Annotated in this window: 31 protein-coding genes; 9 read left to right on the top strand and 22 right to left on the bottom strand. The window is 62.0% G+C overall.

What is annotated here, in order from left to right:
* Positions 1-108: 108 nt before the first annotated feature.
* The 3 genes from ACVILI_RS28990 to ACVILI_RS28980 form a co-directional block, all read right to left on the bottom strand.
* A complete protein-coding gene (locus tag ACVILI_RS28990; RefSeq protein WP_019860643.1) occupies positions 109-342 on the bottom strand; it encodes a BrnA antitoxin family protein in 234 nt (77 codons plus the stop codon).
* Positions 343-575: 233 nt separating this feature from the next.
* The gene (locus ACVILI_RS28985) at positions 576-740 is read right to left on the bottom strand and encodes a type II toxin-antitoxin system RelE/ParE family toxin (protein ID WP_457102686.1); all 165 of its coding nucleotides are present in this window, start codon (positions 738-740) and stop codon (positions 576-578) included.
* Positions 737-997: a type II toxin-antitoxin system ParD family antitoxin gene (locus ACVILI_RS28980; protein WP_019860642.1), complete on the bottom strand. Its 261-nt coding sequence runs from the start codon at positions 995-997 to the stop codon at positions 737-739. The genes ACVILI_RS28985 and ACVILI_RS28980 overlap by 4 nt, the downstream gene beginning before the upstream one ends.
* Before the next feature lie 170 nt (positions 998-1167).
* Here ACVILI_RS28980 and ACVILI_RS28975 point away from each other — a divergent pair, with 170 nt between their 5' ends.
* The 3 genes from ACVILI_RS28975 to ACVILI_RS28965 all read left to right on the top strand — a co-directional run bounded on the left by ACVILI_RS28975 (position 1168) and on the right by ACVILI_RS28965 (position 2700).
* On the top strand, positions 1168-1470 hold the full coding sequence (locus ACVILI_RS28975) for an accessory factor UbiK family protein (RefSeq protein WP_019860641.1): 303 nt from the start codon (positions 1168-1170) through the stop codon (positions 1468-1470).
* A 344-nt stretch (positions 1471-1814) separates the two neighbouring features.
* On the top strand, positions 1815-2315 hold the full coding sequence (locus ACVILI_RS28970; RefSeq protein WP_013893499.1) for a type III secretion system chaperone family protein: 501 nt from the start codon (positions 1815-1817) through the stop codon (positions 2313-2315).
* A 25-nt stretch (positions 2316-2340) separates the two neighbouring features.
* Positions 2341-2700 carry a tRNA-binding protein gene (locus ACVILI_RS28965; RefSeq protein WP_038649074.1) on the top strand — a complete coding sequence of 120 codons (360 nt, stop codon included), beginning with the start codon at positions 2341-2343 and terminating at the stop codon, positions 2698-2700.
* A 181-nt stretch (positions 2701-2881) separates the two neighbouring features.
* Here the strand turns inward: ACVILI_RS28965 and ACVILI_RS28960 are convergent, their stop codons facing one another.
* The 4 genes from ACVILI_RS28960 to ACVILI_RS28945 form a co-directional block, all read right to left on the bottom strand.
* Entirely contained in the window at positions 2882-3904 is a 1023-nt protein-coding gene (locus ACVILI_RS28960) for a glycosyltransferase family 4 protein (RefSeq protein ID WP_038649071.1), read from the bottom strand.
* Positions 3905-4159: 255 nt separating this feature from the next.
* Entirely contained in the window at positions 4160-5575 is a 1416-nt protein-coding gene (locus ACVILI_RS28955; RefSeq protein WP_019860635.1) for an ATP-binding protein, read from the bottom strand.
* Positions 5576-5723: 148 nt separating this feature from the next.
* The gene (locus tag ACVILI_RS28950; RefSeq protein WP_019860633.1) at positions 5724-6443 is read right to left on the bottom strand and encodes a response regulator; all 720 of its coding nucleotides are present in this window, start codon (positions 6441-6443) and stop codon (positions 5724-5726) included.
* Entirely contained in the window at positions 6430-6963 is a 534-nt protein-coding gene (locus ACVILI_RS28945) for a MarR family winged helix-turn-helix transcriptional regulator (RefSeq protein ID WP_027047295.1), read from the bottom strand. The genes ACVILI_RS28950 and ACVILI_RS28945 overlap by 14 nt, the downstream gene beginning before the upstream one ends.
* A gap of 261 nt (positions 6964-7224) precedes the next feature.
* Here ACVILI_RS28945 and ACVILI_RS28940 point away from each other — a divergent pair, with 261 nt between their 5' ends.
* The 3 genes from ACVILI_RS28940 (at position 7225) to ACVILI_RS28930 (ending at position 9355) form a co-directional block, all read left to right on the top strand.
* Positions 7225-8118, top strand: coding sequence for a branched-chain amino acid aminotransferase (locus tag ACVILI_RS28940; protein ID WP_038649069.1), 894 nt, complete (start codon positions 7225-7227; stop codon positions 8116-8118).
* A 145-nt stretch (positions 8119-8263) separates the two neighbouring features.
* Positions 8264-8575, top strand: a complete 312-nt coding sequence (locus ACVILI_RS28935) for a hypothetical protein (RefSeq protein ID WP_019860630.1) — start codon at positions 8264-8266, stop codon at positions 8573-8575.
* 141 nt (positions 8576-8716) lie between these two features.
* Positions 8717-9355, top strand: coding sequence for an MBL fold metallo-hydrolase (locus ACVILI_RS28930; RefSeq protein ID WP_027047294.1), 639 nt, complete (start codon positions 8717-8719; stop codon positions 9353-9355).
* 88 nt (positions 9356-9443) lie between these two features.
* Here the strand turns inward: ACVILI_RS28930 and ACVILI_RS28925 are convergent, their stop codons facing one another.
* From ACVILI_RS28925 to ACVILI_RS28915, 3 genes are all read right to left on the bottom strand, one after another.
* Positions 9444-9887 carry a BA14K family protein gene (locus tag ACVILI_RS28925; protein ID WP_019860628.1) on the bottom strand — a complete coding sequence of 148 codons (444 nt, stop codon included), beginning with the start codon at positions 9885-9887 and terminating at the stop codon, positions 9444-9446.
* A gap of 177 nt (positions 9888-10064) precedes the next feature.
* A complete protein-coding gene (locus tag ACVILI_RS28920) occupies positions 10065-10277 on the bottom strand; it encodes a cold-shock protein (RefSeq protein WP_008877668.1) in 213 nt (70 codons plus the stop codon).
* A gap of 325 nt (positions 10278-10602) precedes the next feature.
* A complete protein-coding gene (locus tag ACVILI_RS28915) occupies positions 10603-10815 on the bottom strand; it encodes a cold-shock protein (RefSeq protein WP_006202520.1) in 213 nt (70 codons plus the stop codon).
* 504 nt (positions 10816-11319) lie between these two features.
* Here ACVILI_RS28915 and ACVILI_RS28910 point away from each other — a divergent pair.
* Positions 11320-11730 carry a Kazal-type serine protease inhibitor family protein gene (locus ACVILI_RS28910; protein WP_038653253.1) on the top strand — a complete coding sequence of 137 codons (411 nt, stop codon included), beginning with the start codon at positions 11320-11322 and terminating at the stop codon, positions 11728-11730.
* A gap of 52 nt (positions 11731-11782) precedes the next feature.
* On the opposite strand, the gene ACVILI_RS28905 is transcribed toward ACVILI_RS28910, so the two are convergent.
* The 6 genes from ACVILI_RS28905 to ACVILI_RS28880 form a co-directional block, all read right to left on the bottom strand.
* Complete coding sequence (locus ACVILI_RS28905) at positions 11783-13345, bottom strand: EAL domain-containing protein (protein WP_038649066.1); 1563 nt, start codon at positions 13343-13345, stop codon at positions 11783-11785.
* A gap of 146 nt (positions 13346-13491) precedes the next feature.
* Positions 13492-13710, bottom strand: a complete 219-nt coding sequence (locus tag ACVILI_RS28900; protein ID WP_019860622.1) for a hypothetical protein — start codon at positions 13708-13710, stop codon at positions 13492-13494.
* Between the two features lie 94 nt (positions 13711-13804).
* The gene (locus tag ACVILI_RS28895; RefSeq protein WP_019860621.1) at positions 13805-13942 is read right to left on the bottom strand and encodes a hypothetical protein; all 138 of its coding nucleotides are present in this window, start codon (positions 13940-13942) and stop codon (positions 13805-13807) included.
* A 39-nt stretch (positions 13943-13981) separates the two neighbouring features.
* Positions 13982-14248, bottom strand: a complete 267-nt coding sequence (locus ACVILI_RS28890; protein WP_019860620.1) for a hypothetical protein — start codon at positions 14246-14248, stop codon at positions 13982-13984.
* Positions 14245-14514 (bottom strand): hypothetical protein, encoded by a 270-nt coding sequence (locus ACVILI_RS28885; protein ID WP_038649063.1) that lies wholly within the window; start codon positions 14512-14514, stop codon positions 14245-14247. The genes ACVILI_RS28890 and ACVILI_RS28885 overlap by 4 nt, the downstream gene beginning before the upstream one ends.
* Before the next feature lie 169 nt (positions 14515-14683).
* Positions 14684-14890 carry a cold-shock protein gene (locus ACVILI_RS28880; protein WP_010911078.1) on the bottom strand — a complete coding sequence of 69 codons (207 nt, stop codon included), beginning with the start codon at positions 14888-14890 and terminating at the stop codon, positions 14684-14686.
* Between the two features lie 323 nt (positions 14891-15213).
* Here ACVILI_RS28880 and ACVILI_RS28875 point away from each other — a divergent pair, with 323 nt between their 5' ends.
* Together ACVILI_RS28875 and ACVILI_RS28870 are read left to right on the top strand one after the other, a co-directional pair.
* The gene (locus tag ACVILI_RS28875; RefSeq protein WP_038649060.1) at positions 15214-15435 is read left to right on the top strand and encodes a hypothetical protein; all 222 of its coding nucleotides are present in this window, start codon (positions 15214-15216) and stop codon (positions 15433-15435) included.
* A gap of 186 nt (positions 15436-15621) precedes the next feature.
* Positions 15622-17256: a tetratricopeptide repeat-containing sulfotransferase family protein gene (locus ACVILI_RS28870; protein ID WP_038649057.1), complete on the top strand. Its 1635-nt coding sequence runs from the start codon at positions 15622-15624 to the stop codon at positions 17254-17256.
* A 144-nt stretch (positions 17257-17400) separates the two neighbouring features.
* Here the strand turns inward: ACVILI_RS28870 and ACVILI_RS28865 are convergent, their stop codons facing one another.
* The 6 genes from ACVILI_RS28865 to ACVILI_RS28840 form a co-directional block, all read right to left on the bottom strand.
* A complete protein-coding gene (locus ACVILI_RS28865; protein WP_038649055.1) occupies positions 17401-17754 on the bottom strand; it encodes a DUF1428 domain-containing protein in 354 nt (117 codons plus the stop codon).
* Positions 17755-17846: 92 nt separating this feature from the next.
* Entirely contained in the window at positions 17847-18269 is a 423-nt protein-coding gene (locus ACVILI_RS28860; protein WP_019860613.1) for a VOC family protein, read from the bottom strand.
* Between the two features lie 159 nt (positions 18270-18428).
* Positions 18429-18611: a hypothetical protein gene (locus tag ACVILI_RS28855; protein ID WP_032920719.1), complete on the bottom strand. Its 183-nt coding sequence runs from the start codon at positions 18609-18611 to the stop codon at positions 18429-18431.
* A gap of 133 nt (positions 18612-18744) precedes the next feature.
* Positions 18745-19044, bottom strand: coding sequence for a HigA family addiction module antitoxin (locus ACVILI_RS28850; RefSeq protein ID WP_019860611.1), 300 nt, complete (start codon positions 19042-19044; stop codon positions 18745-18747).
* 12 nt (positions 19045-19056) lie between these two features.
* Entirely contained in the window at positions 19057-19338 is a 282-nt protein-coding gene (locus tag ACVILI_RS28845) for a type II toxin-antitoxin system RelE/ParE family toxin (RefSeq protein WP_038649052.1), read from the bottom strand.
* A 117-nt stretch (positions 19339-19455) separates the two neighbouring features.
* Complete coding sequence (locus ACVILI_RS28840) at positions 19456-20982, bottom strand: ABC-F family ATP-binding cassette domain-containing protein (RefSeq protein ID WP_038649050.1); 1527 nt, start codon at positions 20980-20982, stop codon at positions 19456-19458.
* Positions 20983-21109: the final 127 nt, after the last annotated feature.

Genomic DNA, 21109 nt, shown 5'->3' with positions numbered 1-21109 from the left:
GGGCGCGGACCATGCGGCAGGGTTTTGGCAGGGTCAAGGCAAGCTGGTCGCCGTCAAGTGTCGCGACGGGTCACCATTGCCAGCCATCGCGCCGTGGGGGTGGTGCGCTCAACCCTTTGCGGCCACCCATTGCCGCAATGCGTCGTTGATCCTGTCCTGCCAGCCTGGACCGTCTTCCTGGAAATGGTCGAGCACGGCCCGGTCGATGCGGATCGAAACAAGCTCGCGCACATTCGGGGCGGTCGAGGGTTCGCGAACGGGCGCTGCCGGCTTCTTGACCGGCTTGAAGGCCGCTTCGGCGGCCGCGAACGGATTTGTCGGTCGGCGTGGGGGCGTTGCCATTGGGTGACCCTGACTGGAGGTGACTCGTGCTTGGCGGAAGTCGCGATGAAAACGCCACAATAGGCGACTTAGCGCCAGCCCGTATAGGGCGCCTTCATGTTGTCGATTTTCCGGAAACAAGATCGTCTCGATGTCCATCGCACCATGTATTATGTGCAGTACCTCCACGGTGTCGGTGCCAACGCGATAGAAATCAGATAGTTGCCGTGGACGCGTCGCCGGATGCCTGGCGATCAATGCCGCTCAAGGAGCGGATAGCGCTCCGGCATGGTGCACAGCTCCATACAATCGCGGCGCAATTCCTGCGTTATGGCCCGGAATGGACTGTTGAGCGCGATGCAATCACCAATGGCTTCAAGATCTGCCTCGGCTTGATCTGTGAAGACCAATTGCCTCACTTGGTCTTCTCTGCCATTGCCCTGTATTTGGCTTCAAGCCTGTTCAGTACCTCGTCACCAGGCTTAACTCTGCCTGCATTGGCATCTGCGATGCCTTTGGTGAGGGCTGCATCGAGGGCGGCGAGGCGCTTCTCCCGCTCTTCGACGAGGCGAACGCCCTCACGCAGCACTTCGCTCTTCGAATTGTAGCGGCCCGTGCTGACGAGCTGGTTCACGACATCTTCGAGACGGCTGCCCAAGTCTGCGCTGATGGCCATGACGGCGCTCCTAAAAACATCCTAGAACAATAATAGTTATTGATCGAGTTTGCCAGTGATTTTGCCAGTGATTTGGTGAGGGATCCGACTTGATGCCGCACCGGCCCTCAACGTTCTTGCATTCGGCGCTCCGCGCCACTACGTCATTTCGAGCAAAGCGAGGATTTGCCATGTCGACCGGACCGAACCGCATTCTCGATGAATTCGCCAAGCTGATGACTGATGCAGCGGGTGCCGCGCAGGGCGTGCGCCGCGAGGTCGAGACCGCCTTCAAGGGCCAGGCGGAGCGCATCCTCAATTCGATGGACGTGGTGCAGCGCGAGGAATTCGAGGCCGCGCGCGAGATGGCCGCCAAGGCCAGGGACGAAAATGCAAGGCTTGCCGCCCGCATCGAAGCGCTCGAGGCCAAGCTCGCCGAATTCGCCGGCGATGCCGCACCAGCGGCGGCGGCGAAGCCCCGCGCAAAAAAATAATCGTTAAACTTTTCCACATAGTCCGATCCTGAAAATCGCTTTGCCGTGAATCGCTTAACGGCATTGCATGAATCTTTGTGACAGCGCCTTTCCACATGCGAATGACGCAGTGCGAAAAATTGGGCTGTTCACGCGACTCCCGATCAATAGACTGAATTTGTTGCATGATTCGGAGCAGGGTCATGCGGCCGGGCGGTGGGGTCCGGTCTGGGGTCTTTGCGTCGAGAAGTAGTCTTTAGCGCGAAGAAAGTCCTGGCCGTCCGAGTTCTAAATCAGATTGTTCGTTGTGTGTGCCCTCCCGCGGAGCGTGTGGCGGCGCTCCTCAGAACGACAGGAAGCATTCCATGGAACTTCTCGAACTCGAATTCTCCCGCGAAATCCATCCGGTGGATGTTATCGAGCAGGTGGCCCACAACAATGACTGGTCCTTCGAACGGGCCGGCGACGATGAAATTTCGATCTCGGTCGCAGGCAGCTGGACCGACTATCACGTCTCCTTCTCCTGGATGGAGGATTTCGAGGCGCTGCATCTGGCCTGCGCCTTCGATATCAAGGTGCCGGAGACCCGGGCGCTGGAAGTGATGCGGCTGTTGTCGCTGATCAACGAGCAGATGCTGTTCGGGCATTTCGACCTCTGGGAGCAGGAAGGCGCGATCATGTTCCGTCAGTCGCTGCTTTTGGCCGGCGGGGTCGAGCCGTCGAGCCAGCAGGTGGAGGTGCTTCTGTCCTCGGCGCTGGAAGCCTGCGAATGCTATTTCCAGGCTTTCCAGTTCGTCGTCTGGTCGGGAACCTCGGCCAAGGATGCGCTGGCTGGCGTGCTGTTCGAGACCTACGGCAACGCTTGAGCGGCGGCGAGGCAGACAAGACGAGATGAGTTCGAGCAGCGAGCGTAAGCCTGAGATCAGTTTTGCCGATTTCGATCGTGTCGACATCCGCGCCGGCACGATCGTCGAGGCCGAACCGTTTCCGGAAGCGCGCAAGCCTGCCTTCAAGCTTAAGATCGATTTCGGACCCCACATCGGCATCAAGAAATCGTCGGCGCAGATCACCAAATACTATGCGCCGGAGACGCTGGTCGGCCGGCAGGTGTTCGCCGTGGTCAATTTTCCGCCGCGCCAGATCGGGCCGTTCATGTCGGAAGTGCTGACACTGGGCTTTCCCGATGAGGAGGGCGCCGTGGTGCTTGGCGCCATCGAGCGCAAGGTGCCGGACGGCGGGCGGCTGTTTTAGGATGCGTTGATATTCAGGTGATGCCGACCTGCGAACGGCGGTCTCCTGCGCTTCCCCGTTCTACTGCGTCGCAGTAGAACTGAGCTCACGTACCAAAAGTACGCTCGTCCCCGGTTCCCGGAGAGCACCAATCTCGGCTCGGCCTGACCTGAATCTCAACACATCCCAGGCCGCGATGTCCTTAGGCCGCCAGCTTGCGCGTCCTGCCGAGCGCTTCCTCGACCGTGTCGAGAAACATTTCCGCACAGGCTTTCCAGCTGTAGCGCATGGCGCGTTCTCGTGCCTGCGCACGGTCGACCCCGAGCGCGGCGAGCGCGGCTTCGCGCAAATCGTTGGAGACCGCGCCGCCAAAGCCGTCGCCGACAATGTCGATTGGCCCGGTCACCGGATAGGCGGCGACCGGCGTGCCGCTGGCCAGCGCCTCGATGATGACATTGCCGAAGGTGTCGGTGCGGCTGGGGAAGACGAAGACATCGGCCGAGGCATAGATCTCCGCCAACTCGTCATTGGGACGATGGCCGAGGAAATGCGCGTTGGGGTAGCGGGACTTGAGCTTGGCAAGCTCCGGACCTTCGCCGACGATCACCTTGCTGCCGGGCAGGTCGAGGTCGAGGAAGGCGGAGAGGTTCTTCTCGATGGCGACGCGGCCGACGCAGAGGAACACCGGGCCGGGGAGGCCGAGGTCCTTGCGCTTGTCCGGGCGGAAATGGTCGGTGTCGACGCCGCGCGTCCATGGCCTCAGCTTGTTGAAGCCGCGCGCCGAAAGGTCATCGGCGAGCGACTGGGTGGCGACCAGCGTGCCCTGGCCGGAATTGTGGAAGTCGCGCAGCCAGCGATAGGCCCAGCTTTCCGGCACCGGCAGGCGGGCGCTGAGATATTCGGGAAAGCGCGTGTGATAGCTGGTGGTGAACGGCCGGCCGGCATTGCGGCAATAGCGCCGCGCCATGATGCCGAGCGGCCCTTCGGTGACGATGTGGATATGGTCGGCCTTGTAGGCGTCGATCAGGCGCGCGACATGGCCTGGCGTGGTCAGCGCCAGCCTGATGTCGGGGTAGGTCGGCAGGGGGAGCGTGCGAAAGATGTTGGGTGTCAGGAAATCCACCGCGACGTCGAAGGACTTCAGCGTTTCGGTGAGCCGCTCCAGCGTGTGGACGACGCCGTTGACCTGCGGGCGCCAGGCGTCGGTGACCATCAATATGCGCATGGCGGCCCTTTGCTGGAAAGGTCGACGGTTGCCTTGAGACGATGCCGGAACGGCGACCAGCCGCCAGCCCTCGCTTCGCTCCAGCGCACCCGGGCGGGGACGGGATCGAAGCGAGGCGGCAAGGCCGAATCAAGTGAAGTCGCGCGTTTCATGCGCGCTCTTCACCATGATTTCATGACGGGCGGATGAAGCAGTCCTTCTGGGAGCATGATCTTATCCGAAAACCGGTTTCCACTTTTCGGGATCATGCTCCGCCTAGGCTGGAACCTTGATCACCGCGCGCAGGCCGCCGAGCGGGCTGTCGTCGAGGGTGATGTCGCCGCCATGGCTGCGGGCGATGTCGCGGGCGATCGACAGGCCGAGCCCTGTGCCGCTGGCATCGAGGTTGCGGGCTTCGTCGAGCCGCACGAAGGGTTTGAACACGTCCTCGCGCCTGTCGGCCGGAATGCCGGGACCATTGTCGTCGACGGTGACCACGAGCGAGCCACGGCCGTGATCGGCGCTGACCTCCACCGTCTTGGCATAGCGGAAGGCATTGCCGATGACGTTGGACAACAGCCGCGCGAAGGCGTTCGGCCGCACATGCACGGTCGGATCACCGGAAAGCGTCGTCGACAGCTTGCATTTGCGCAAGGCGGCCTCGTCGCTGAGCTTCTGGAAATAGGCTTCGAGATCGAAACGTCCCGGGTCCTCCGAGGCTTCGCCGCGGGCAAAGGCGAGATAGCCTTCCAGCATCGACTGCATGTCGTCGATGTCCTGGTTGAGCGCCGCCTTGGTCTCGGCCTTGCCGCCGGCCAGCGCCAGCTGCAGCTTGAAGCGGGTGAGGATGGTCCTGAGATCATGGCTGACGCCGGTCAGCATGGCGGTGCGCTGGTCGATCTGGCGCTCGATGCGCTCGCGCATCTGGATGAAGGCAAAGCCGGCGCGGCGCACCTCCTCGGCGCCGCGCGGGCGAAAATCGCGCGGCATCGGCCGGCCCTTGCCGAAGCTTTCGGCGGCCTCGGCAAGCGTCAGGATCGGTCGGATCTGGTTGCGCAGGAAGGGGATGGCGATCATCAGCAGCACCAGCGAGGTGCCGACCATCCAGATCAGGAAGATGTGGGTGTTGGAGGCATAGGCCTGGCTGCGGCGCACGAAGACGCGCAGCACCTTGTTCTCGAGCTGGACGCGCACCTCGACGATGTTGGAATTGCCGACCGTGTCGATCCAGAACGGCCGGTTGATCTGGCGGGTGATCTCGGACGAGAGAACGTCGTCGAGGATCGAGAAGAACGGTTTGGGACCGGGCGGCGGCAAGGGATCCGGCGGCAACAGGTCAACCTTCAGCTGCATGCGGTCCTGGGCGATGCGGATGACGTTGGCGTAGTCGGCGTCGTGCGGATAGGTCTCGATCAGGTCGATGATGGCGGCGATGTCGCGCACGGTGGCCTGCGACAGGCGCTGCGTCACCGTTGCCCAATGGCGCTCCATGAAGACGAAGGCGACCACCGATTGCAGCAGGATCATCGGCGCGATGACGATGATCAGCGAGCGCGCGTAAAGGCGCTTGGGCATGTAAAGCGAAACGAGCCGCCAGAAGCGGTTCCAGATGCGCGGCACCGCCTTGAGCGTTCGCGTAGCGCGTGCGCTCAAGCCGTCAGGTCCCGGCCCTTCCAGTTCCGTCGTTGCCATTGGCTCTTTTCATTTCGCCCGCGGCCCTCGACCAGGAAGACGATTCCGTTAAATCGTCTTCCCGATCTAACTCTTTGTTGGAGCACGATCTTTTCCGAAAACCGGTTCCCACTTTTCGGGATCATGCTCCAGAGCCGCGGCCGGTATTCTATTCCACGCTGAGCCGATACCCAATACCGCGCACGGTCTGCAGCCAGACAGGATTGGACGGATCGCGCTCGATCTTGCGGCGCAGCCGGTTGATCTGCACGTCGATGGTGCGCTCGCCGACCTCCGAATCGTCGCCGACCAGTTCGTGGCGCGGGATGGTCTCGCCGGCCCGCGCGGCAAAGATGGCCAGGATCTCCTGCTCGCGGTCGGTCAGTTTCAGCGCCTCGCCGCCGCGCTTCAGTTCACGCCTGGCGATCTGGAACGTGTAGGGGCCGAAGACCAGCTGTTCGACCTTGGGCGTGGTCGCCGGGCCGCCGCGGCGCAGGATGTTGTTGATGCGCAGGATCAGCTCGCGCGGGTCGAAGGGTTTTGGCAGATAGTCGTCGGCGCCGGCCTCGAGCCCCAAGATGCGGCTGTCGGTTTCCGAAAGCGCGGTCAGCATCAGGATCGGCACGTTCTTTTCGGCGCGCAGCGATTTGGTGAGATCGACGCCGCTTTCGCCGGGCATCATGACGTCGAGCACAAGCAGGTCGAAGTCGAGGCCGGCGAGCTTGCGCCTGGCCTCGCCGGCATTGCCGGCGACGGTGACGCGAAAGCCGTTTTCAGTCAGATACTGTTTGAGAAGATTGCGGATGCGGGTGTCGTCGTCGACCACAAGCAGATGCGGCGCGTCGTCGTCCGGTGCGGCCGCCTGATCGACCCTCTCAGTGCTCTCCATGGCTTTTTCCTGACATTTTTGCGGACCCAACGTCGATCTGAGCTCTCAGTTCCGGATTGACCATCGCTTCGAGGAAGCGTTCCACCAAGGCCCGTTCGGTGGCGCCGGAATCTTCCAATGCAGCACGGATGCGGCGTGACTGTGGCCGCGCCAGGGCCAGCGCCAGCGCGCGGCCCTTGGCGGTGGGATAGAGTTCGCGCTGGCGGCGGTCGCGCGGACCTTGCAATTGCACGACATGGTCGGTGTCGATGAGCTGCTTGAGCACGCGCGCCAGGCTCTGCTTGGTGATCTTCAGCACGTCGAGCAGTTCGGCGACCGTCAGGCCCGGCCGGCGGTTGACGAAATGCAGCACCCTATGGTGGGCGCGACCGAAGCCATAGTCAGCCAGGATCTGATCGGGATCGGAGGTGAAGTCGCGATAGGCAAAGAAGAACAGTTCGATGATGGCGAAGTCTATGCCGTCCTCGATTGACATCGCGGTCCTGATCGGCTTTCCGGCGGCTGGGCTTCGATCCGTCATCATTTCTCCATGGGAACGGGAGATTATGTCAGTACTATTGACGTAATTTCCCTGCAATGGTAATTTTTGACAAGCTTTTGGGCGGATTGCGAACGAAAAGGCAAGGCAGGCCGGTTTTTCCGGAACTTCCTGAGTTTGCCAGAGCGCGATTATCCGCCTACGCTTCGCAACACCGGCCGGCGTCTCCAATCACACGGCGCGGCCAAAAAGAACACGCTACGACACTAAGGATATGCGGGCCGCGACCCGCGGGAGGTTACCATGGCATCCGTTCCCTTCGATCAACTGGACGGCTTCATCTGGATGAATGGCGAATTCGTTGCGTGGGGCGACGCCAAGATCCATGTTCTGACCCACGGTCTGCACTACGCCAGCGCAGTCTTCGAGGGCGAGCGCGCCTATGGCGGCGAGATCTTCAAGCTCAACGAGCACACCGAGCGCCTGCATGAATCGGCGCGCCTGCTCGGCTTCAAGATTCCCTACTCGGTCGCCGAGCTCAACGACGCCTCGACCACGCTGTTGAAGAAGCAAGGGTTCCAGGACGCCTATGTCCGGCCGATCGCCTGGCGCGGCAGCGAGCAGATGGGCGTTTCGGCGCAGAACAACCGCATCAACGTCGCCATCGCCATCTGGCAGTGGCCGAGCTATTTCGATCCGGCGCAGAAGCTGAAGGGCATCCGCCTCGATGTCGCGGAATGGCGCCGGCCCGACCCGCGCACGGCGCCGTCGAAGTCGAAGGCCGCCGGCCTTTACATGATCTGCACCATGTCCAAGCACGCCGCCGAAGCAAAAGGCTATGCCGACGCCATGATGCTCGACTGGCGCGGCCAGGTCGCCGAGGCAACCGGCGCCAACATCTTCTTCGTCAAGGGCGGCAAGATCCATACACCCAAGCCCGATTGCTTCCTCGACGGCATCACCCGCCGCACGGTCATTGGGCTCGCCAGGGACCGTGGCCTGGAAGTGATCGAACGCGCCATCCTGCCGGAAGAACTCGAAGGCTTCGAACAATGCTTCCTGACCGGAACGGCGGCGGAAGTAACGCCGGTTTCGGAGATCGGACCTTACCGATTCGAGGTTGGCGAAATCGCCAAGAATCTCATGAATGACTATTCTGCCGCGGTTCAGCCGAAGCACGCGATCGCCGCAGAATAACGATAGTCACAGCTTTTCGCGCAAGCAGGGGTGGTTTTCGGGCCGCCCCTTTTATTTCAGCGTTTCTGCATTTGACTTTCAGTCAATTCGGCGTCTCATGATGGTGTCGGCCCGGGAGGCTGGCAGCTATGGAGGGACTAATCATATGGAAACGCTTCTTCCGATCATTGTACAGGTGATTACGGGTATCATCGGTGGTCAGGCGGTCGGTGTTGCACTCAAGAACGCGGCGATGGGCCAGCTTCCCAAGATTCTGGGTGGCGCCATTGGCGGCGTCGGCGGCGCGGCAATCCTCGGCAGCCTGCTTGGCCACGGCGCGGTCGATCCGGCGGCGGCTGCTGCAGCGACGAGCGGTCTCGGCAGTGCGCTCAACCTCGACAACATCATCGGTGGCGCCGGCGGCGGCGCGATCCTGACCGGCATCATCGGCGCCGTCATGGGCGCCATGAAGAAGTAAGTCTGACGGTCTCGGGTTTGTTCAAATGGGCGGCTTCGGCCGCCCATTTCTGTTTGTGCAACGACTGACTGTTCGTCTTTCGAGGGTGGACGCCCTTCATTCGCGCCTCTACATCACCGCGTGAACATCGAAAGGACGATCATGGGTCAGCTCAATGCCGGCATCGTGCCGGTCACACCGTTTCAGCAGAACTGCACCATCCTGTTCGACATGGACGACAAGCACGGCGTCGTCGTCGATCCGGGCGGCGACATCGACAAGGTGCTGGCGGTGCTGAAGGACAATGCGATCACAGCCGAGGCGATCTGGATCACGCACGGCCATATCGACCATGCCGGCGGCGCCATGGAGCTGAAGGAAGCGCTCGGCCTCGACATCATCGGCCCGCATGCAGCCGACAAGCCTTTGCTCGACAATCTGGAGAAACAGGGCAGGCTCTACGGTATTGCCGGCGCGCGCAACTGCGTGCCCGACCGGTTCCTCACCGAAGGTGAGACCGTGTCGTTCGGCGGCCACGTATTCGAGGTGCTGCATTGCCCCGGCCATGCGCCCGGCCACGTCGTCTATTACAACCGCGCGGCCAAGTTCGCCCATGTCGGCGATGTTCTGTTTCGTGGCTCGGTCGGCCGCACCGACCTGCCCGGCGGTGACCACGCAACGCTGATCGCCTCGATCAAGGACAAGCTCTTGCCGCTCGGCGACGATATCGGCTTCATCTGCGGCCACGGCCCTGGCGGCCGTTTTGGCGAGGAGCGGCGGACCAATCCGTTCCTGGTCTAAGATCAGCGCCTCCACTCGAGGTCGTAGAGTCAAAACAAAGGAGCGCTGGCCTTGCGGTCAGCGCTCTTTTGTTTGGGGCAGGGAAGCCTCAGTTTGCAGTGCAAAAATGCTGCTCGCCGTCATTGCCGGTGAAGGTGCCGGTGCGGGAGTTGAAGCTGCGATAGCGGTCCGAGCAGTATTCGTACCAGTCACGCGTCCACGGCTCGGCATAGCGATTCGCATAGACCACCCGCGGTTCGACATAGTAGCGGCGAACCGGTGCCGGGCGGATCCGCACGTCACGATCGTAGTAACCGTCATTGTAGTAGCCGTCATCGTAGTAGCGGTTAGCATCAGGCGGTGGCTGGTCATTGGCCAGCGCGCCACCGATCAGGGCGCCGGCGGCGAGGCCAAGCACACCGGCGGCAATGGCGTCGCCATTGCCGTGGTGGCGGTGATGGCGCCATTCATCGGCGTTGGCCGCGGGCAAGGCCACAAGCATGGTGGCCGCCATGGCGGCGGACAGCACGGCTGTCTTGAAAATTCTGTTCATCTTGGTCTCCTTCGTACCGGGCCGTGCAGTTTTGCAGGGGATGCGGTCCGGCTTTACCCAAGACTAATATGCGACCGTGGCTGAACGGAGGCTGAACGGATTTCGACCTGCCGATCCAAGAGAGGCGTCAAAAACCAGGCTCTGATCGAGCTGGCTGCGCTGCTGGAGCCGACAGTCTCAGCCGACCGACAGGTTGACGGCCTTGGGTCCCTTGCCGCGCTTGTCCGGCTCGGTGTCGAATGTTACTTTCTGCCCATCTTCGAGACCGGGAAGACCCGACGCCTGCACGGCCGAAATATGGACGAAGACATCCTTCGCGCCATCGTCCGGCGTGATGAAGCCGAAGCCTTTGGCATGGTTGAAGAATTTGACGGTGCCGGTCTGCGGCATGGGAAGCTCCTTTGATCCCATAAACTCCAGTCTCGGGCCGGCAAATGCCCGAGAGGAAATTTGTCCTTTATTTTAGCGTCATCGGCAAGAGAAAGTTTTGCGGGCACTTAAAGCGCGTCAGCTTTAAGCCCTTGTTATGATGCATGTCGTTGACACGGAGTAGGATCCACTTCAGGGCGACATGCATTCATGCTGCGCCACCGACATGAAAAAAGGCGCGACGAAAATCGCCGCGCCTTTTTAAAAAATCTGTCTGCATGCCCACAGGCTGGGCAAGCTTGAAACCCTCGTTCGCCCGCCGTCAGGGACGCGCGGCGCCGATGGTTCAGGCAGCGCGGAGGTTGACCGCCTTCGGGCCTTTGCCCATGCGGTCCGGCTCGACGTCGAAGGTGACCTTCTGGCCGTCGACGAGCGTGCGCAGGCCCGATGCCTCGATCGCGGAAATATGGACGAACACGTCCTTGGCGCCGCCGTCGGGCGTGATGAAACCGAAGCCTTTGGTCGCGTTGAAGAATTTAACGGTGCCGGTCTGGGCCATTGGGGAAACTCCTTCACCCGTTCAGTCTTTGGTGGTCCTGCCCGCCACCTGGCGTCGAGGGCAGTTCCCGGTGGTTGCTTTCGGCAGTCATGCATTGGCGCATGGTCAAACCCCCCGCCGAAAAACGGGGCCGTCAGAGATTCACAGTATCGGGGAAAGGTCGTCCAAAACGTTCCGCTCTCCGGGTCGCAAATGCCCGAACACGGAATTTATCGCACGGAAACGTGAAGGTTGCAAGATAGCGCCGCGGGCCGCCACACAGAGCGCATCCCGACGCAAGAATCGACCGATCTGAGCGTCGACGGGCCGCAGATAGGCCTCGTTGCCGGGCCGGTCATTGACCCACAGAGAGGATCGCGCATGGGCCAGTGTTGCCGGCGGATGCCGGCCATGGCCGTAATCGCCGTTTCCGCCCCCGCGAACGCGGTTCCATCCGACAGGGTTGCATTTGACAGGGGAATGGCGAGGATCGTGATCGGGGATGGGATCGAGGGAGAAATCAGCATGAAATTCCTGGCGTCGGTTTTTTCGCGGCAAGGGTTTGCCGTCCTGTTCCTGTCGGCGCTTCTGGCCGCCTGCACCGTGGTCGTCGATGATGGGCCAGGACCACGCCCGCGGCCGCCGCGTCCCAAACCGGAATTCTGCACCAGGCAATACGAGCCCGTTTGTGCCCGGCGCGGCGGCGACCGCCAGACCTTCGCCAATGCCTGCCTTGCCGACCGCGCCGGCTACCGCATCGTGCGCGACGGCCCCTGCCGCGGCGACGGCGGCGATGGTGGTGGCGAAGAGCAGACGTTCTGCACCCGCGAATACGCGCCCGTCTGCGCCCGCCGCCATGGCGAGATGCGCAGCTTTCCCAATGCCTGCGAAGCCCGCGCCGCGGACTACCGCATCGTCGGCGATGGCCCGTGCTGAGAGGGCAGGTCCGCCTTCTCCCGGAGAAGGTGGATGCTGCTTAGAACAAGAGTTAGACCTTGCCAGACGGCACTTTCGCCCGGCGGCAATAGGCAATGAAGTCGGCTGCGGGCATGGGCCTGGCGAATAGCCAGCCCTGGCCATAGTCGACATCGCGTTCCAAGAGGTAGTCGGCCTGGGCCTGCGTTTCGACGCCTTCGGCGACAATCTTCAGCTTCAGCGTCTTGGCCATCTCGATAATGTGCGGCGTGACCGAACTGGTGGCGGAATTCGTGCTGATCGTGTCGATGAACGACTTGTCGATCTTGAGCGCATCCAGCGGCAGCCCTTCGAGATAGGACAGGCTAGAATAGCCGGTGCCGAAATCGTCGATCGCCACCGCATGGCCAAGTTCGCGGGCACGCGTGAGCGTCGATCGCGCCGCCTCGATATCCACGAAGCCGCGCTCCGTTGCCTCGAGCCAGATCTGTCGTGGCTGGATTCCCGTATGCTGCAATGCCCTTGCGATAACCGGCAGAACCCGCTCCGTGCCGACGTCGGTGGCGCTGAGGTTGATGGCGATATGAAGGGAGCGATCGGCAACCAGAAGGCTGTTGAGGTCGGACACGACGAGCGCAATGACCTGATCGGTGATCGCCGTGATCAGTCCGCTCTCTTCGGCAAGTGGAATGAAATGATCGGGCTGGACCAGGGATCCGTCCGGCCGCTTCCAGCGCACCAGCGCTTCCGCGCCGATGCAAGTGCCGGTCCTGAGTTCGACGATCGGCTGATAGTGGACGATGAATTCGCGCTTGCGCACGGCGATCTGCAATTCGCCCAGGGGCGAAAGACGCCTCCGCGACAGCCAGACGACCATGCCGATGATGAAGGCGGCAATGAAGGCGCCGAGCGGGAGCAGCAGACGCTGCTGCCGGCGCACACCGTCCAGGATCTGGCTTTGCGGTTCGGTGGCGACGGCGATCCAGCCGGTCCCGCGCGCCGTGGCAAACAGGAGATCGTCGTCCAGGCCTTCTTCAGGACCGGCGACGATCTTGCCAATACGCGCGGGATCGGGGGCGTTCAGTGCGCCGACCAGGATGCCGTTTTCCGTCGTCAGGGCAAGTTGGACACCGGGGTCGACGATAATGTCGGCAAAACGCACCGGATCGACAAGGGCGTTGTGGTCCTTGTAGCGCAGCGCCATCAGCGTGTGGCCCGCGCTCATCACCGGCTGCATGCGAGCGGTGACGGCAATGCCGTCGCTGGTGACAAAGTCCGGCTTCGATTGCGCGACGCGACCGTCGGTCGGCCCCCATGACGAGCATTTGAGCAGGCCATTTTCGAAATAGCCCATTTCTTCGATGGTGCGTGTGTTGATGGTGAGCTGTCGCATGCGGGCGATGTGATCCGCCGAACAAGGGATGCCGGTGAAGCGGTCGATCTGCCGCAAGGCATCCCGCGCTTCGTTGAGCGACATGTCGGCCCTGGCGATGGCACGGCCGGCGAACAGATGCAGCCGTTCGTGTTCGTTCTGGACGGCCTGGGTCCATGAAAGGTGAAACATCGCCGCGATGGGCGCGATGGCGCCAGCCAAGCCCAGCACCACCGCCGTCACGATGATGCGTAGCCTGTCCATACGCCTCCTGCCCCGGCCGTGGCTGGCGATCTTGCCAGCCGAAATAGTCTCGGGCCCCCGTTTTCGGCGGCAGGCGGATCTTATTGTCTCGTTCTTACACGAACTTTAATGGGACCCGCGGCAAGCACGGCTTCTTCGACAGCCGGCTAGGATGGATAAGCCCCGTCGGCCGGCCCGGCATAGAGCTCGCTGCCGTGCTCATCGGAAATGCGCAGGCGGTCGGGGATTTGCGGCATTGCGAGCGTGTGGAAGAGTGCGGCCGCGGCCTGCAAGGCGGCGCGCAAGGTCGGCGCTTCCAGCGACACCTTGTCGAGCGTTGCCTCCTCGGCGTCGCGTGACCGGTAAAACTCGATGACGAAGTTCAAGCAAGCCTCCGTGGCAGGACTTGGCATGGGCCTGTTGTCAGTTCATCGCCTGCCCAGGCAGGGGATGGGGCGCATGCGAAGCATCCCAAGGCTGTCAGCCCTTGGACTTCGGCTTCAGGCCGCTCTCCGCCTGCTTGACCGCCGAACCGAACGGGGAGGCGGGCTTGGCCAGGACCTTGTCCTTCTTCGGCTTGCGCGCTTCGCGATTGCTTCGCTGTTGACCTTTGGACATGGACTGCTCCTTGTGCGTTTTGGTTGGCGGTTCGGGATCTCAGACCGCTGGATTGTTGGCGACAGCCGGATTGTCGGCCGGTTCGAGATTGTCTTCCGTGGTGACCCGCTCGTGGGTCTCCTGCTCACTGCGGATACGGTATTGCGGCGAGCCGTCCTTGACCGGCAGCCTGCTCTTGATCTCGAACAGTTCCGCCGTCTTCTGGACGAGGCCGGTGCGGCTCTTCATGCGCACCGTCTGGCCGATGGCGAAAAGGTGCGAGGGCGTGTCGTTGCGCGGACGCGCATTCTGCTGGAAACGGATCATGCTGCATTCTCCCGGTCGCGCTTCAGCGCGGATTCGAGTTCGAGGTGGTCGATGGCGACAAGCTGGCTGATCGTGGGGTTCTTTACCGCCCTTGCCGGCAGGTGGATGAAGGTGGCGACGCGGCGCCAGGCGATGCGTGACATGCCCTCGATCAGCTCTTCATCATGATCGATGTCGTAGTCGCCGGCCGGCAACGGTCCTTCCAGGCCTCCGAGCATGAAGGATGCCGTGAAATGGGCTATGGAATGGGTGGTACGGTCCGGCATTGTCCTGGCCTTGGTTGGTTCACACCTTGGGCGTCACGTAATAACAGCGGCCTGAACGCAAAAAAGCGGGGACGAGCCCCGCTTTTCTATTTCCGGCCATCGCTGGAAATAAGCCGCTTTCGAGAGCTGCCAGTACATCCGTGGTCAGCGTTCATCGAATTCGGCCGGATCAGATCAGTTGCAGATTGGCGGCCGACTCGCGGCCCTTGCCGTCACGCTCCAGGTCGAACTGCAGCTTCTGGCCTTCGGCGAGGCCGGGAAAGCCGGCGCGCTCCAGCGCACTGACATGGACGAAAACGTCCTTGCCGCCGTCAGCTGGTTGAATGAAGCCAAAACCCTTCTGGCCATTGTAGAATTTCACGATACCCGTGGTCATATCTGTCTTTCGCGTATTGAAAGATCGTCGCAGGGCGAATGTGCCGTGCGTCATCGACGATTTGGAATGAGATTGGCGGGTCGAGAACCTCTGACGCCGCGAGATGCCAATTCTGGCCAAAACGATCCATCTTATGTAGATCGATTGGCGCGGATATTCAAGACGATTTGGAAATTAAACCCGTTCAAATTGAAAAATAGATGGCTATAGGCGCTCCGATATTTCTGCTATGGTTCAGCATATTTCTAAAAAATTCTTGAGAGCGTGTCGGAATTTTTCTCCGGCTCGGTATTTTTTATTTACTCCGGAACGAGGATAAAACCATGGTTTCCACAAGAGGCTCAAGGGGGAAGACCGTCGCGGTCAATCCGATCATCAAGCCAATCGCCATCCACGCCATTGCCGTTGGCCCGACCGGCCAGCCGATGATCGTCAAGTCGGCACTGACGATCAGAAGCGATGAGGCGGCAAGGCGGACGATCTCCGATACCGATGGCACGGTGAGGCGGGCGAGGCAGGTTGCCGAGACCAACCGCCTGATCTGATCGCTCAAGGCATCCCAAAAGAGCTCGGAAGCCCGCGAAGACTTGAACCTGCAGCGCCAATGGCCTAGATCGCGGCAGGCGGACAAACACGGCAGGTTTCCCATTAACAGAGATCAAAGACGAGCGGCGGGTGCGGGAACCAGGCCAGGCGCGGGCGGACAGCCGCCGCTGGGTCTCGACCAGTATGTGCAGCAGGCCCTGCAACTGCACCAGGCCGGGCGCCGGCAAGAGGCAGAATCGATCTACCGGCAAGTCTTGGCGCGCCAGCCCAAACACGCGGCGGCGGCGCATTTCCTGGGGCTGCTGCTGCACCAGACCGGGCGCAGCGAAGAAGGGTTGGATCTCATCGAGCGGTCGGTGAGCCTGCAGCCGACGAATGCCGATTTCCTCAACAATTTCGGTACGGTGATGCGCGATCTCGGCCGCGTGGCCGCGGCAATCGACTTTTTCCGCGGCGCGGTGGATCTGCGGCCGGAGCAGCTCGCCGCGCGCGACAATCTCGGCTCGTCGCTGAAGCAGCTCGGCCGGTTCGAGGAGGCCGAAGAGATCTATCGCGGCACGGTCGCTCGCAATCCCTTCCATGTGCGCGCCCGCATCGGGCTTGCCGAAACCCTGCAGGAAGCCGGACGGCTGGACGAGGCGCTGGCTGTCTTCCGCGAGTTACTGACCATCCGCCCCAAGGATGCCGACCTGCTGCATGGGCTGGGCGTCGGAATGATGGAAAAGGGCAAGCTCGACGAGGCGGCCGAGCTGTTTCGGCAGGCGCTGGCGGTCAATCCGGGCATGGCAACGGCGTGGCTGATGCTGACGCAGGTCAAGCGCCAGAAGGAGCGCGACGCCGAATTGTCCGGCATGGAAGCCCAGCACGCCAAGGCGCCGCAAGACAGCCTGGCGCGCATGCAACTGTCGTTCGGCCTCGGCAAGGCCAATGACGATCTGAAGGACTATGAGAAGGCCTTCGACTATTTTGCCGAAGGCAACGCCATTCGCCGCAAGGGGATCAACTATGATCCCGTCAGGACGCGCGAGGAATTCGCGGCGATGAAGACGGTGTTCGATGCCGGCTTCTTCGAAAGGCACAGACCGAGCCCGATCACCGATGACGCGCCGATCTTCGTCGTCGGCATGCCGCGTTCGGGCACGACGCTGGTCGAGCAGATCATCGCCAGCCATCCGCAGGTCTATGGCGCGGGCGAGCTCAGCATCCTGAAGAACGCGGTCGGCAAGCAGTTCCCAGCGACCATGCCGGGTGGCTTTCCGTGGGGCGTATCGGATACGGACGATGCGGATTTCGCCGAGGCGGGCCAGGCCTATCTCGACATGCTGCATGCCCGCTATCCGCATATCAGCCACGTCACCGACAAGATGCCGGGCAACTTCCTGCTTGTCGGCTTCATCCACATGATGATGCCGAAGGCCAAGATCATCCACTGCGCCCGCGATGCGGCGGCAACCTGCCTGTCGATCTACAAGGTGCATTTCCGCGGCGACAGCCACCGCTACGGCTACGATCTCGGCGAGCTCGCCGACTTCCACAATCTCTACACCGACATCATGGCGCATTGGCACAAGGTGCTGCCCGGCGTCGTGCATGATGTGCGCTACGAGGATTTCGTCGCCGACCAGGAAGGCCAGAGCCGGGCGCTGATCGAGTATCTCGGCCTGCCGTGGAACGATGCCGTGCTGTCGTTCCACGAGACCGACCGGCCGGTGCGCACGGCTTCCGCCGCGCAGGTGCGCCAGCCGATGTATCAAGGCTCGGTCGACCTGTGGAAGCGCTATGGGGACCGGCTGAAGCCGCTGCTCGACAAGCTGGACTGAGATTGAGGTGAGGCCGGCCTGCGAACGGCGGTTCCCTGCGCTTCCGGTACTCACGTACTTAAGTACGTTCCGTTCCGGTTCTCGGAAACCACCATTCTCGGCTCGGCCTGACCTCAATCTCAACCAATCTTGGGGCAGAGCAATTCAAAGCTCGATGAAGGGCTGGAAGCCGCCGAAGATCATGCGCTTCATATCGAAGGGCATGGGTCCCAAATCGGGTGTCAAACGCGGATCGGCCATCACCTTGGCCATAACCGCGTCGCGGCTCTGCCTGGATTCATAGAGCGCCCAGGCGAAGACGACGATCTCGTCGTCCTTTGCCTGAACGGCACGCGGAAACGAGGTCAGTTCGCCATGGGGCACGTCGTCGCCGATGCATTCGACATAGGCGAGCGCGCCGTGTTCCATCCAAATGGGGCCTGCGAGGTTGGCCAGCTTCTTGTAGTCGTCGAGTTTGGCCTTTGGCACGGCAAGCACGAAACCGTCGACATAGGACATGTGACCTCCTTTGCTGAAAAACGAGCGCCGGGTCGGCGGGGATGCGACCCGGCGCGGTGAGCGCGTCAACCCTGGCGGGCGACGCCTGCTCGCTACTTCACCGGCGCGTTCATCGCCCAGGCGACGCCGAACGGATCATTCAGCTGGCCCCAGCGGTCGCCCCAGAACATCACCTGCAGCGGCGTGACCACTTCGCAGCCGGCGTCGACGGCGCGCTGCCACCAGGTCTCGATGTCGCCATCGTCGAGATGGAGCTGCAGCGTGTAGCCTTGCGCCGCCTTATGCGGATGGCCGTGCTCGGGATAGGCATCGCAAAGCATCAGCGTCGAGCCGTTGACGTGGAGATGAATGTGCATGGTACGGCCCTGCTCGTCGGCCGGGTAGGCAAAGACCTGCTTGGCGCCAAAGGCCTTCTTGTAGAAATCGGCGGCCTTGAAGGCGCCGTCCACCTGCAGATAAGGCGTCAATCCGCCGAGCACTTCTGCCCTGGGCTGAATGGGGGTCTGGTCAGTCATGTCTCGCTCCTCTTTGCGTTCGGCTTGCCCTAGCGAACCACAGGACGCACGAGGTGACGGCAATCCTACATGGCCGCGAAATTTTTTTGCGGGCCGGGCCCGGACGGACCGGGCAGCCGGCGGGTTTGAGGGGCAATCGCATGGACAGGCTGGTCGCGGTCATATGACCTTGGCCGAGAAGGTTGTTGCACGGCGGCTGTTCTGCGCGTCAAAGAGTTCCGGGAAGCCGATGTCCTTGCGCAATTCGGCTGGCAGCGAGAGCAGGATGCGCTCACTGCGATGGCGGGCACGTGCTGCCGCATATTGGGTTGCGATGCGACCGATGGATGAAAGGACCGACATGATGTTCTCTCCCTGGGTTGAAGCCGGCATCATCGTGTCGGCATCCCAAGGACGCGGCAGGTTCAGGCGATCCGACAGAGCGCTGGATCTTTTTTCGGGCAGCTTGAGACCGGCTGTTCCAGCGCGGTTTAATTCAGGCAGCTGTGTCCAAGCGCTCGATCGTTTCAAGGTCGGCTTTCTTGGCCTCTCCCTCTACGGCAAGGTCGTAGCTCGCCTGCATGTTCATCCAGAATTGCGGCGTGGTTCCGAAAAACTTGGCAAGGCGTAGCGCGGTGTCGGGCGTTACCGGTGTCGCCTCGCTTGCCAGGCGCTCGATGCGCGTGCGCGGCACATGCAGCTTTTTGGCTAGCGTGTAAGGCTTCAGGCCAAGCGGGACGAGGTATTCCTCTCGAAGGATTTCTCCGGGATGAATGGGAGGGTTGATGTTCAGCATTTGAGACCTCCTTCAATGGTAGTCAGTTATTTCGACATCCTCAGCCTGCCCGTCCACCCAGCGAAAGCAGATGCGAAACTGGTCGTTGATGCGGATCGAATGCTGACCGGCACGGTTGCCCTTCAAGGGCTCGAGCCTGTTGCCTGGGGGAGTCTTCAGGTCCGACAACTCTGTCGCGTTGTCGATCATGAACAGTTTCCGCTGGGCCGATCGAACAAGGTCCGACGGGAAGCCCTTTGGAGACTCGCCATTCGAAACGGCCTCGCTGGTCTTGTCCTTGAACGAGCGTATCATCAGTCGAATCCAAGAAACGTACCATAGCATGATACGTTTCGGGAGTCAACGGTACGTCTCATGAAATGATACGAAATTCTGGCCTGCCGACGGCAAGCCGGAATTCTGTCTCGCCGCTCAACCGCCGCCTTCGGCCACCTCGCGGAAAAAGCCCTCGGGGTCCTCGACCTCCGTCAGCTTCCGCTTCTCGATCAGCCAGAAGCGGTTGCCTATGGCGCGGATGAAGGAGCGGTCGTGCGAGGCGAGCACGCAGCTTGCCTGGTGCTTCAGCAATTCCTCCTCCAGCGCTTCCTGGCCATCGATGTCGAGATGGTTGGTCGGCTCGTCGAGCAGATAGAAGTTGGGGTTGGCGAGCCTGAGCGCCAGCATCATCAGCCGCGCCTTCTGGCCGCCGGACAGCACGCCGATCCTTTTCTCCTGCATCTCGATGACCACGCCGGCGCCGGCAAGCAGCGAGCGGGCGCGCTGTTCGCCGACCTCGTAGCGGCACGAGACCATCGCCAGCGGCGTGTCGTCGCCGCTGATGCCGGACAGCGCCTGATCGCTGTAGCCGAGCACCGTGGACGGTGTCACCTTCACGTTCACGATCGTATCGGGTTCGGCGATGGCGTTGCGGATCAGGCTGACGAAGCGCGACTTGCCCACACCATTGCGGCCGAGCAGCACGATGCGGTCGCCCTGGCAGATATGGCGCTTGCCGGTCCTGAACAGCAGCGTGCCGTCGGGCGTTTCCACCGCCAGGTCGTCGAGCGTGATCAGCACCTTGGCGTGGGTGCCGCGATTGGCAAGCCGGATCGCTCCGGCCGATTTCTCGCGATGTGCCGATACCGCTGCCTCTTCGAGCTTCTCCGCCCGTTCCCTGAGCTGCTTGGTTTTCACCACCAAAAGGTCGCTGCCGGAATTGATGCCGATATTGTTGAGCTTGGCGGCCTGCTTTCGCAGCTGCTGGGCGATCTTCATGTCGCGCTCGAATTTTCGCGCTGTCGAGGCGTCGACCTCGTCGAGCGCCTGCCTGGCGCGGGAGTAGGGCAGCGCAAACACCGGCGATTGTTCCGGGCGCAGGAACAGCGTCCTGTTGGTGGTGGCGTCGAGGAAGGCGCGGTCATGGCTGGCGATGACGACGGGCACGTCGCGCGGCAGCGCATTCAGCCAACTTTCCAGCTGGCTGATGCGGGCAAGGTCGAGATGGTTGGTCGGCTCGTCGAGCAGCAGCACGTCGGGATCGGTCACCCAGACACGGGCGATCAGCGCCAGCCGCTGCCAGCCGCCGCTCAGCGCCTGCATTTCCCGCTCGCGCATCGTCTCGGGCACGTCGAGAGAATCCAGCACTACGTCGACGCGCCACATCTCGCTTTCGGCCTGCTCCGGCGGCAAGGCGTCGGCCACCACCTGATGAAAGGTGCGGCCGAGAAGGGCAGGGGGAACCGATTGCTCGACATGGCCGACGCGCAAGCCGCGCGTGCGGGTGATGTCGCCTGATGTCGGCTCCATCTCGCCGGTCAGGCATTTGAGCAGGGTCGACTTGCCGCGGCCATTGGCGGCAACGATACCGAGACGGTCGCCGGCGCCGATGGTGAGGTCGAGGTTTGCGAAGAGCGGCGCACTCATGGTGACGCCGAGGGATTTGAGGCTGATCAGGGCCATTTGGATTTCTCTGGTCTTGCCGGAAACAACTCCGGATGCACTTTGACGGTGCGCGTGCTGGCCATCAGGCTCGGCGTTGCGGCACCACGAAGGGCAGACCAAAAAATCGAAGCGGGAAAAACCCGGA

The sequence above is a fragment of the Mesorhizobium sp. USDA 4775 genome (assembly GCF_054062655.1).
The sequence above is the reverse complement of the archived record's forward strand: the minus strand, read 5'-3'. Positions and strand labels throughout refer to the sequence as shown.

Excerpts from the sequence above, each read along its gene's own strand:
- ACVILI_RS28915 (WP_006202520.1), bottom strand. The coding sequence starts at position 10,815 with ATGGCCCAGACCGGCACCGTTAAATTCTTCAACGCGACCAAAGGCTTC.
- ACVILI_RS28970 (WP_013893499.1), top strand. The coding sequence starts at position 1,815 with ATGGAACTTCTCGAACTCGAATTCTCCCGCGAAATCCATCCGGTGGAT.
- ACVILI_RS28975 (WP_019860641.1), top strand. The coding sequence starts at position 1,168 with ATGTCGACCGGACCGAACCGCATTCTCGATGAATTCGCCAAGCTGATG.
- ACVILI_RS28875 (WP_038649060.1), top strand. The coding sequence starts at position 15,214 with ATGGTTTCCACAAGAGGCTCAAGGGGGAAGACCGTCGCGGTCAATCCG.
- ACVILI_RS28890 (WP_019860620.1), bottom strand. The coding sequence starts at position 14,248 with ATGATCCGTTTCCAGCAGAATGCGCGTCCGCGCAACGACACGCCCTCG.
- ACVILI_RS28955 (WP_019860635.1), bottom strand. The coding sequence starts at position 5,575 with ATGGCAACGACGGAACTGGAAGGGCCGGGACCTGACGGCTTGAGCGCA.
- ACVILI_RS28850 (WP_019860611.1), bottom strand. The coding sequence starts at position 19,044 with ATGCTGAACATCAACCCTCCCATTCATCCCGGAGAAATCCTTCGAGAG.
- ACVILI_RS28925 (WP_019860628.1), bottom strand. The coding sequence starts at position 9,887 with ATGAACAGAATTTTCAAGACAGCCGTGCTGTCCGCCGCCATGGCGGCC.
- ACVILI_RS28935 (WP_019860630.1), top strand. The coding sequence starts at position 8,264 with ATGGAAACGCTTCTTCCGATCATTGTACAGGTGATTACGGGTATCATC.
- ACVILI_RS28865 (WP_038649055.1), bottom strand. The coding sequence starts at position 17,754 with ATGTCCTATGTCGACGGTTTCGTGCTTGCCGTGCCAAAGGCCAAACTC.
- ACVILI_RS28895 (WP_019860621.1), bottom strand. The coding sequence starts at position 13,942 with ATGTCCAAAGGTCAACAGCGAAGCAATCGCGAAGCGCGCAAGCCGAAG.
- ACVILI_RS28950 (WP_019860633.1), bottom strand. The coding sequence starts at position 6,443 with ATGGAGAGCACTGAGAGGGTCGATCAGGCGGCCGCACCGGACGACGAC.
- ACVILI_RS28905 (WP_038649066.1), bottom strand. The coding sequence starts at position 13,345 with ATGGACAGGCTACGCATCATCGTGACGGCGGTGGTGCTGGGCTTGGCT.
- ACVILI_RS28920 (WP_008877668.1), bottom strand. The coding sequence starts at position 10,277 with ATGCCGCAGACCGGCACCGTCAAATTCTTCAACCATGCCAAAGGCTTC.
- ACVILI_RS28960 (WP_038649071.1), bottom strand. The coding sequence starts at position 3,904 with ATGCGCATATTGATGGTCACCGACGCCTGGCGCCCGCAGGTCAACGGC.
- ACVILI_RS28980 (WP_019860642.1), bottom strand. The coding sequence starts at position 997 with ATGGCCATCAGCGCAGACTTGGGCAGCCGTCTCGAAGATGTCGTGAAC.
- ACVILI_RS28880 (WP_010911078.1), bottom strand. The coding sequence starts at position 14,890 with ATGACCACGGGTATCGTGAAATTCTACAATGGCCAGAAGGGTTTTGGC.
- ACVILI_RS28910 (WP_038653253.1), top strand. The coding sequence starts at position 11,320 with ATGAAATTCCTGGCGTCGGTTTTTTCGCGGCAAGGGTTTGCCGTCCTG.
- ACVILI_RS28945 (WP_027047295.1), bottom strand. The coding sequence starts at position 6,963 with ATGACGGATCGAAGCCCAGCCGCCGGAAAGCCGATCAGGACCGCGATG.
- ACVILI_RS28860 (WP_019860613.1), bottom strand. The coding sequence starts at position 18,269 with ATGACTGACCAGACCCCCATTCAGCCCAGGGCAGAAGTGCTCGGCGGA.
- ACVILI_RS28990 (WP_019860643.1), bottom strand. The coding sequence starts at position 342 with ATGGCAACGCCCCCACGCCGACCGACAAATCCGTTCGCGGCCGCCGAA.
- ACVILI_RS28930 (WP_027047294.1), top strand. The coding sequence starts at position 8,717 with ATGGGTCAGCTCAATGCCGGCATCGTGCCGGTCACACCGTTTCAGCAG.
- ACVILI_RS28885 (WP_038649063.1), bottom strand. The coding sequence starts at position 14,514 with ATGCCGGACCGTACCACCCATTCCATAGCCCATTTCACGGCATCCTTC.
- ACVILI_RS28855 (WP_032920719.1), bottom strand. The coding sequence starts at position 18,611 with ATGTCGGTCCTTTCATCCATCGGTCGCATCGCAACCCAATATGCGGCA.
- ACVILI_RS28940 (WP_038649069.1), top strand. The coding sequence starts at position 7,225 with ATGGCATCCGTTCCCTTCGATCAACTGGACGGCTTCATCTGGATGAAT.
- ACVILI_RS28965 (WP_038649074.1), top strand. The coding sequence starts at position 2,341 with ATGAGTTCGAGCAGCGAGCGTAAGCCTGAGATCAGTTTTGCCGATTTC.
- ACVILI_RS28840 (WP_038649050.1), bottom strand. The coding sequence starts at position 20,982 with ATGGCCCTGATCAGCCTCAAATCCCTCGGCGTCACCATGAGTGCGCCG.
- ACVILI_RS28845 (WP_038649052.1), bottom strand. The coding sequence starts at position 19,338 with ATGATACGCTCGTTCAAGGACAAGACCAGCGAGGCCGTTTCGAATGGC.